The organism is Terrisporobacter sp. (assembly GCF_017888745.1).
GTDB lineage: Bacteria > Bacillota > Clostridia > Peptostreptococcales > Peptostreptococcaceae > Terrisporobacter.
This window is the reverse complement of record NZ_JAGHFM010000016.1, coordinates 1-8,706: the sequence shown is the minus strand read 5'-3', so window position 1 is coordinate 8,706 and position 8,706 is coordinate 1. Positions and strand designations below refer to the sequence as shown.

The window sequence follows — 8,706 nt, the reverse complement described above, 5'->3', positions numbered from 1 at the left end:
TCTATAGCTGTAGTTGATGGCATGGGGAATGAATACGCAAATGAGTTTGATATGAAGAAAAACTATGAATCAGTAACAGATTTATCTACGGGGAGACAATTAAAAATAGAAGATAACTTAATTAAAGGTGTAAAAATAAAAACTGGAAATGCACAAATTCAGCTAAAGTTAAAAGAAAATTATAACAGAGCTTTAAAATTTGTTTACTATGTGGAGGTGTAAAATATGATATACAAAAAAGATGCAAACTTTCCATATCCACTATTAACAAATACATCAAATAGCTATGATGGATGCAATTTTACGCTGGATATAAAGTTAAATGAGAATACTTATGAATATATATTTCAAATAAATTATGATATTGAATCTGATTTTATAAAAAAACTTATTAGAGAAAATAAGGCACAATTAGTTTTAGTTGTTCAATCAAAAGATAATAAATTTTTTAATTTAAGTTTAAATGAAAAAATTAAAACAATACCTAAAAATAGAATTTCACTTAGTAAAAGGACAACTATTCAACTTCTTATTCAATCTAAGGAAGAGATAAACTTTAAAGAAAATAATGATCTAAATACTTTCTATGGAAGTATAAAAGATCAAATTAATGTTCCAAAGCACTCAATCCTTGGTTTTTCAAATAGTGTAATGTTTGATGGAAGTACAGCAAAACCACTTGAACTATTTGAAAAGAAAGTTGATCCGAATCTTAAATCAGAAGTAAAGGTTGAACTTGGTAGTGAAACAATAATTATAAATTATAAAAGTGATGAACTACAATTTATAGATTCTCCTGTAAGTTCAACTATAAATAATATTTATGTTTATATGGGGTTACAAAAGGCATTATACAGATTTGTTAATATTTATGGTGGGGAAGATGAGGAGGTTGATTTAGAAGAGCTGGATCTGCCAATTGATGGATTGGATCTAAAATTATACGGATTGATGAAATCTAAGATGATAAAAAATGTTAGTTTAGAAAATATAGATGAGGTAATTTGCTCAATTACAGATAGAATACTGGAGAAATATACTTCAGCGGTTAGGGGGTTATACTCTAATGGAAATTAGATTATTAAAGAAAGATTGCATAAAAAAAGAAGAGTTTTACAAAGACTTTTTGGACGATAAAATTATAGAACGCGATGAATATTTTTCAGATGAAGTTGTTCATGTAAAAGAAGCACCAGACTTTCCTATTTATATGGGAAAAGGTAGTGAAGAAGAAAAAGCTGTATTATTCAAAAAGGCATTTGAAGTTATGGATAATTGTTATTTAGATACAGATCGTGATATTCATATGAATGAGATGTTTTGGTACTCACTACTTTGTGTTCATAAGAGAGATTTTCTGCTTAAAGAGTATCCGCAGATTGGCGAGAGTATAAAGGATTTCCAAAATATCGTTGTTAAGAAGTTTGACTGGGAGAATTATATTTACAAGTGTGTGTTAGGTGCTCAGTATGTGAAAGATAATACAGATTGTGATGAGGATAGAGATAGATATTATGATCTGATTGTTGAGAATCTTGATGTTTATAATTATATGATTAAGTACGAAGTTTTTAGAAATGATAAGTTTATAATTAATGTGCTTGATATTATTGATGATAGAGGATTGGCTAAAGTATTGAAGGCTAAGATTAAGGACAGACCTGATCTTGGTAAGGATGAGAGATATGGTAGGAGAGTGCTTTTTGAGTTTAATAAGGCGTATCCTATTGTTATGAGTCCTATGCTTGAGAAGGATGAGCTGGAGGTGCTGTTTATGGAGTATTTGGGGTATTATTATGATTTGAGTAAGTTGGAGTGCGTGGTTGTTTAGAAGTTATTTATATCGAATTAAGAAGTAATTATGAAAAGATATTAGTTATATAGCTAATATCTTTTTTATAAATTATCCAAAGTTATTTTTGATATAGTACAAAAAATGTGTTGACAAAGATGAATGATGAAGATATTATATAGTTAAGAGTTATTTTTAGCATAGTACAAAAAATATATAAAGGGGAAAGCAGTTATGAATTTAAATGGAAAGTTTTATAAAAGAAGAATAGATTCAAATGAATATAATATAAATCAAAGAAAATGTATAGAGGAGAGTATCAGGGTATTGGAAGGATTAAAAAAAGAACCATTAATGATGCTTGGAAAAATTCAAAGTGGAAAAACTAAAACATTTATAGGAACAATTGCATTAGGATTTGATAATGAATATGATTTAGCTGTTGTTTTGACAAAAGGAACTAATGCATTGTCACAACAAACATTATCAAGGATGAAAAATGAGTTTAAGGGTGAGAATGTTAAGATATATGACATTATGTCAATACAAAAAAAATTAACACCATTTGAACTAAAACAAAAGATGATAATAGTTGTAAAAAAAGAAAAAAATAATCTTGCTAGATTTAAACAATTTATAGAGTCATACCCATTGAAATCTAATAAGAAGTGTATGATTATTGATGATGAAGCTGATTTTGCTAGTGTTGGATTTGAAAAGAAAAATGAAGCTTTTGATATAAGAAGGATTGCAGCAGACATAAATGAAATAAGAGGAACATTGGATGAGTGTAGATTTGTTCAGGTAACTGCTACTCCGTACTCATTATATCTTCAGCCAGAAACTTTTGAGCTAGGTACAGAAATTTATCCAATAAAACCAGCTCATACGGTATTAGTACCATCAGGTGAGGGATACATAGGTGGAGACTACTATTTCAATCATGAAGAAAATCATTTAGCAAAATATTTATTTGAAGAGGTAGATCAAAAGGAATTTGATATTCTTAAAAATAGCGATAGAAGAGTATTTAAGGAGGAAGAAGTTCTAACACATAAAAAAATTAGTGGAATAAGAAAAGCAGTAATGAATTTCATAGTAGGTGGAACTATCAGATTACTTCAAAATGGTGGAGATGAATTTGATGAAAATAATAGATATAGCCTTATTATTCATACAGAAATAGCAAAAAGTTGTCATACAAGACAAGAAGATATAATTTCTATATTGGTAGAAAAACTTAGGTATTTGATTGAAAATGATAAAGAAACTTTAGATAAATTAATACTAGAATCATTAGAAGATTTAAATGAAAGTATAAATGCATATGGATTTAAAAGTATAGATGAAGAAACATTAAAACAAGAGGTATATGTAGCTATAAGTGAAAGAATAAATATATCTGTTGTAAACTCAGAAAATGAAGTTAAAGATATGTTAGATGAAAGAGGACAGTTAGAACTTAGAACACCATTAAATATATTTGTAGGAGGACAGATACTAGACAGAGGAATAACTATTTCCAATTTAATAGGATTTGTATATGGAAGAAGGCCACAAAAAATGCAGCAAGATACTGTATTACAGCATGCCAGAATGTTTGGTTATAGAAAGCAAGAAGATTTAGCTGTTACAAGATTATATACTACTAAGCATCTTTATAATCAAATGGTAAAGATAAATGAGTTTGATTCTGCATTAAGAAAAGACTTTGAAGAACAAAAGAATACAGATGGAGTTATATTTATTAGAAAAGATAGTGAAGGTAAAGTAATTCCGTGTTCTCCAAACAAGATTATGCTTAGTAAGACACATATAGTAAAAGAATATGGTAGAACGCTACCATACGGATTTACACCTAAATGTAAAAGTAAGATTAAACCAATCATAAATAAGATTGATAAAATTATATTAAAAGAAAATCCTAAACATAATATAAAATCAAATTTTGAAGTGAATAAACATACTGCTTGTGAACTAATTGATTTAATATATGAAACAATTGAACTAGATGATAATTACACAGTAAATAAAGAATCAATGATATCATTAACTGATTATTTATCAAAAGATGGAAAAGTACATTTAATAGTAAGGGAAGGTAGTACATTACGTAAAAATAGATTGGGAGATGGAAGATTGGAAGATTCACCTGCAAGTGGTGTATCAGATGGGGCTTTAGCTAAACAATTTGCTATAAATCATCCAGCTTTGATATTAATAAAAAATACTGGAGAAACTGAACGAGGATGGAGTGGATCACCGTTTTGGTGGCCAGTTTTAGTAACACCAAAGAACGTAAAATCAACTGTATATGCAGCAGATTATATGAAATAAAGGAGGTGATATTTTGAAACTAGATAAAATAGCAGATATTAGTACGGGTTTAGTGTTAGCTAGGAAAAAATCATCAAATAATGAGGGGTTCGCATACGAACTCCTTACACTAAAGAGTTTTAACGAGAATGGATATATTGAAGATGAATACTTGGATGATTTTATTAGTGAAGAAGAAATAAAGAATCAGTATTTAACACAAGAAGGAGATATTATAGTAAGACTGAGTTCCCCAAATACAGCAGTATATATAACTAAAGAATATGAAAACATGGTCATACCATCTTTGTTTGCAATAATAAGAAATAAGTCTAACAGTATAAACTCTCAGTTTATACAAATATATTTAAACTCAGAAAAATGTAAACGAAGACTAGCATCAGATACTATAGGGAGTGCAGTATCTATCGTAAAAACTAGTACTTTTAAAGAAATAAAAATACCAGAGTACACAATAGAAAAACAAGAAAAAATAATAAAATTAAATAAAATTATGATTAAAGAAAAGATATTATTAAATAAGTTATTAGATGAAAAAAATAAATACCATAAAACAATTATGAGTAAAATGTTTAAATAAAATGGAGGCAGAATCATGGAAATAAAAAAGACTACACAAGAAGAAATTAATGCAACTCTATGGAGGGCAGCAGATACATTTAGAGGGAAAATAGATTCATCGTTATACAAAGATTACATACTAGTTATGTTATTTATAAAATATTTAAGTGATGTATATTTAGAACATTTTGAGGAGTATGCAGCAAAATACAATAATGATGAAGCTAGAATAAAAAGAGCTTTAAGTAGAGAAAGATTTATATTAGATGAAAAATCTACTTTTGAATATTTATATGAAAACAGAAATGCAAGTAATATAGGGGAAATTATAAATAAAGCCTTAGAACATATAGAAGAATCAAACAAGTCAAAATTAAGAGGCGTATTTAGAAATATAGATTTTAACTCAGAAGTTATATTAGGTAAAACTAATGACAGAAATGCCATATTAAGAACTTTATTAAATGATTTTAAGGGGCTAGATTTAAAACCCACTCATTTAGATGGAAACGATGTAATAGGTGATGCTTATGAATACATGATAGCTCAATTTGCATCAGATGCAGGTAAAAAAGGAGGCGAATTTTTTACTCCATCTATGGTATCGGAATTACTAGCTAGGTTAGTAAAACCAGAAGAAAATGATAGAATTTATGACCCAACATGCGGTTCAGGATCACTTCTTATAAGAGCTTTTAAAAAAGTACCAAATGGAAAGGCTCAAATATATGGACAAGAAAGAAATGGACAAACTCAGGCTCTTTGTAAGATGAATATGTTCTTACATGGAATAGATGATGCAAAAATAGAAAATGGAGATACATTATCAAATCCGCTTCATTTAGAAGATGGAAAACTAATGAAATTCCAAGTTGTTGTTGCTAATCCACCATTCTCTCTAGATAAATGGGCAATGGGATTTGCAGGAGCAGAAGTAGAAGATAAGAAATTCAAAATGGAAGCTAGTTTAGATATGCACAGAAGATTTGACTGGGGAGTTCCTCCATCAAGTAAAGGTGATTTTGCATTTATTCAACATATGTTAGCTTCACTAGCAGAAGATGGAAGAATGGGAGTTGTGCTTCCTCATGGAGTATTATTTAGAGGAGCTAGTGAAGGAAAAATAAGAAAACAAATACTTGAACTTAATCTGTTAAATGCAGTAATAGGATTGCCAGAAAACTTATTCTTTGGAACTGGAATACCAGCAGTAGTATTAATATTTAAAAAGAATAGAAAAAGAGATGATGTGTTATTTATAGATGCATCTGGGGACGATCATTATGAAAAAGGTAAAAATCAAAATAAATTAAGAGAAGAAGATTTACAAGAAATTCAAAGAGTTTATGAAAATTATGAAACTGTAGATAAGTATAGCTATGTGGCTAGCGCTGAAGAAATTAAGGATAATGATTATAACTTAAATATACCTAGATATGTGGATACTTTTGAAGAAGAAGAAATGGTTGATATGGATGTTGTAGCTCAAAATATAGCTAATATTAAGTCTGAAATTACAGAAGTTGAAGCACAAATGGCTAAATACTTAGAAGAGTTAGGTTTAAACTAAGGAGGCAATCTATGACTGATATTCAACAATATAATGAAAAGATATTTGAAAAAATTAAGTATATAAATGCTTATGACCAAGAAGTTTGGTACGGTAGAGAGTTACAAGAAGTCTTAGAATACAAAAGATGGGACAAATTTTGTAATGTTATAGAAAAGGCAAAAACAGCTTGCATTAACAGTGATATGGACGTTCTTGACCATTTTTCCCACGTGGGAAAGATGGTTGAGTTAGGTTCAGGAGCAGAGAGAAGTATAGATGATATTATGCTTTCTAGATATGCTTGCTACCTTATTGTGCAAAATGCCGATGCTAGAAAAAAAGTAGTAGCCTTAGGGCAAACTTATTTTGCTCAAAAAACTAGGCAACAAGAGTTATCAGAGAGCTTTGAACAACTTACAGAAGATAGAAAGAGATTAGCAATAAGAAATGAACTAAAGGAGCACAATAAAAAATTAGTTGATGCAGCTAAAGACGCAGGTGTGGAGACTAATATTGAATATGCTATTTTTCAAAATCATGGATATATGGGACTTTATGGTGGTCTAAAAGCAAAGGATATACATGATAGAAAAGGATTGAAGAAAAGTCAGCATATATTGGATCATATGGGAAGTACAGAGTTAGCGGCTAATCTGTTTAGAGCTACACAAACAGAGGATAAATTGAGACGAGATAATGTTAAAGGTAAAAATAATGCCAATAATACGCATTATGAAGTTGGGGCGAAGGTAAGGAAGACTATTGAAGAATTAGGTGGAACTATGCCAGAGGATTTACCAACACCTGAGAAAAGTGTTAAGACAATTGAGAAGGAAGAACAGAAGAAACTGAAATAGGAGTTTAATAAGATGAATAGTTTGAGTTTTAATTATAATAAATATACTTTTCCAAATGATTGGAAAAAGATTAAAATAAAAGATGCACTAAAGTTAATTGAAAGACCGATAGAAATGAAAGATAAGGGAATATATGAATTGGTTACAGTTAGACGAAATTACCAAGGAATAGATTCTAGAGGTAAATTCTATGGGCAAAAAATATTAGTAAAAAAGCAATTTAAGCTGAAGCAAGGAGATTATGTAATATCTAAGAGACAGATATCTCATGGAGCTTGTGGAATAGTACCTCAAAAGCTTGACGGTTCTATAGTTTCTAATGAATATAATGTTTTTTTACCACAAAAAGATATTAATTTGGAATTTATTAATTTATACTCACAATTACCATTTATGAAACGAAATTTTTATATTTCAAGTGATGGTGTACATATAGAAAAATTATTGTTCAAAACCAAAGATTGGATGAAAAAAAATATATGTATACCTGAATTAAATGAACAAAAATATATAGTTCAAATTTATAATACTGTAAATAAAAATATTGAGTTAAAAGAAAAGTTACTTGAAGAAAAATTAAAACAGAAAAATGGTTTAATGGAAAGACTTTTGACAGGAGTACTTAGATTAAATGGATTTAATGATAACTGGCAAAAATTAAAACTAGGAAAAGTCATGAAAGAGAGAAAAGAAATAGGATATAATGACTTAGAATTATTAGCTATAACTTCTGCCAATGGAGTTGTAAGAAGAACGGAAGTTGATATAAAGGATAACTCAAGTGAAGATAAGAGTAAATATAAAAGAATATTACCAGGAGATATAGGATATAACACAATGAGGATGTGGCAGGGTGTATCTGGTATTTCTAAATATGAAGGTATTGTAAGTCCAGCATATACAATATTACAGCCAACAGAAATGGTTGATTCTGAGTTTATGTCATATTTATTTAAATTACCTAAAATAATAAATTTATTCTATAGATACTCACAAGGATTAGTAAGCGATACATTAAACCTGAAATATGAAAACTTTAGAAAAATAAAAGTAAACATACCTACAGATATAAATGAACAAAAGATGATTGCTACTATATTAAGAAATGCTTATAAAGAAATAGACTTACTTAAAAAAGAAATCGAACTATTAAAACAGCAAAAGAAAGGGCTTATGCAACTATTATTAACAGGAATGGTTAGAGTTAACTTAAATAATAATAAGTAAAATGCAACTTATAGGGGGAATAGAGATACGTCAATGATGAGAGAATGGGTAAATATATACTTACAAAATGTAGAACATCATATGTATGTAAATCATTGTGAAAAATTTATAGAATATATAGAACATATTGACAAAGGTAATAGACCTAGAGATATAAGTAAATATGATCTAATAGAATGTATAGGTTATTATAATGAAAAAGGAAAAATTAATACTGTTAGTACAATGAGTAATCATTTAGAAGCAGTTAAATCATTTTATGAAAGTATTCAGAAAGATGGGAAATCAGACAATATATTTAATGATATATCAGCATATGATGAATTTAAGGATGAAATTGCAAGAAAATATGAGCTAAGTGATAAAGTAGAAAGAGATTC

8 protein-coding genes and 1 pseudogene are annotated in these 8,706 nt (G+C 28.7%); all 9 read left to right on the top strand.

Annotated features, from left to right (window positions below; translation table 11 throughout):
* Positions 1–222, top strand: a pseudogene (locus J7G74_RS00595) (hypothetical protein); the annotation flags it as partial.
* A 3-nt stretch (positions 223–225) separates the two neighbouring features.
* Positions 226–1,077 carry a hypothetical protein gene (locus J7G74_RS00590; protein WP_297130398.1) on the top strand — a complete coding sequence of 284 codons (852 nt, stop codon included), beginning with the start codon at positions 226–228 and terminating at the stop codon, positions 1,075–1,077.
* The gene (locus J7G74_RS00585) at positions 1,067–1,831 is read left to right on the top strand and encodes a hypothetical protein (RefSeq protein ID WP_297130395.1); all 765 of its coding nucleotides are present in this window, start codon (positions 1,067–1,069) and stop codon (positions 1,829–1,831) included. Before J7G74_RS00590 ends, J7G74_RS00585 begins: the two co-directional genes overlap by 11 nt.
* A gap of 195 nt (positions 1,832–2,026) precedes the next feature.
* Positions 2,027–4,129, top strand: coding sequence for a Z1 domain-containing protein (locus J7G74_RS00580; protein WP_297130393.1), 2,103 nt, complete (start codon positions 2,027–2,029; stop codon positions 4,127–4,129).
* A gap of 13 nt (positions 4,130–4,142) precedes the next feature.
* Positions 4,143–4,709: a restriction endonuclease subunit S gene (locus tag J7G74_RS00575; protein WP_297130392.1), complete on the top strand. Its 567-nt coding sequence runs from the start codon at positions 4,143–4,145 to the stop codon at positions 4,707–4,709.
* 15 nt (positions 4,710–4,724) lie between these two features.
* Positions 4,725–6,260, top strand: coding sequence for a type I restriction-modification system subunit M (locus J7G74_RS00570; protein ID WP_297130389.1), 1,536 nt, complete (start codon positions 4,725–4,727; stop codon positions 6,258–6,260).
* Between the two features lie 11 nt (positions 6,261–6,271).
* Complete coding sequence (gene dinD, locus J7G74_RS00565) at positions 6,272–7,099, top strand: DNA damage-inducible protein D (RefSeq protein ID WP_297130386.1); 828 nt, start codon at positions 6,272–6,274, stop codon at positions 7,097–7,099.
* A gap of 12 nt (positions 7,100–7,111) precedes the next feature.
* Positions 7,112–8,326: a restriction endonuclease subunit S gene (locus tag J7G74_RS00560; RefSeq protein WP_297130383.1), complete on the top strand. Its 1,215-nt coding sequence runs from the start codon at positions 7,112–7,114 to the stop codon at positions 8,324–8,326.
* Positions 8,327–8,359: 33 nt separating this feature from the next.
* On the top strand, positions 8,360–8,706 hold a 347-nt coding region (locus tag J7G74_RS00555), incomplete at its 3' end, for a hypothetical protein (protein ID WP_297130380.1).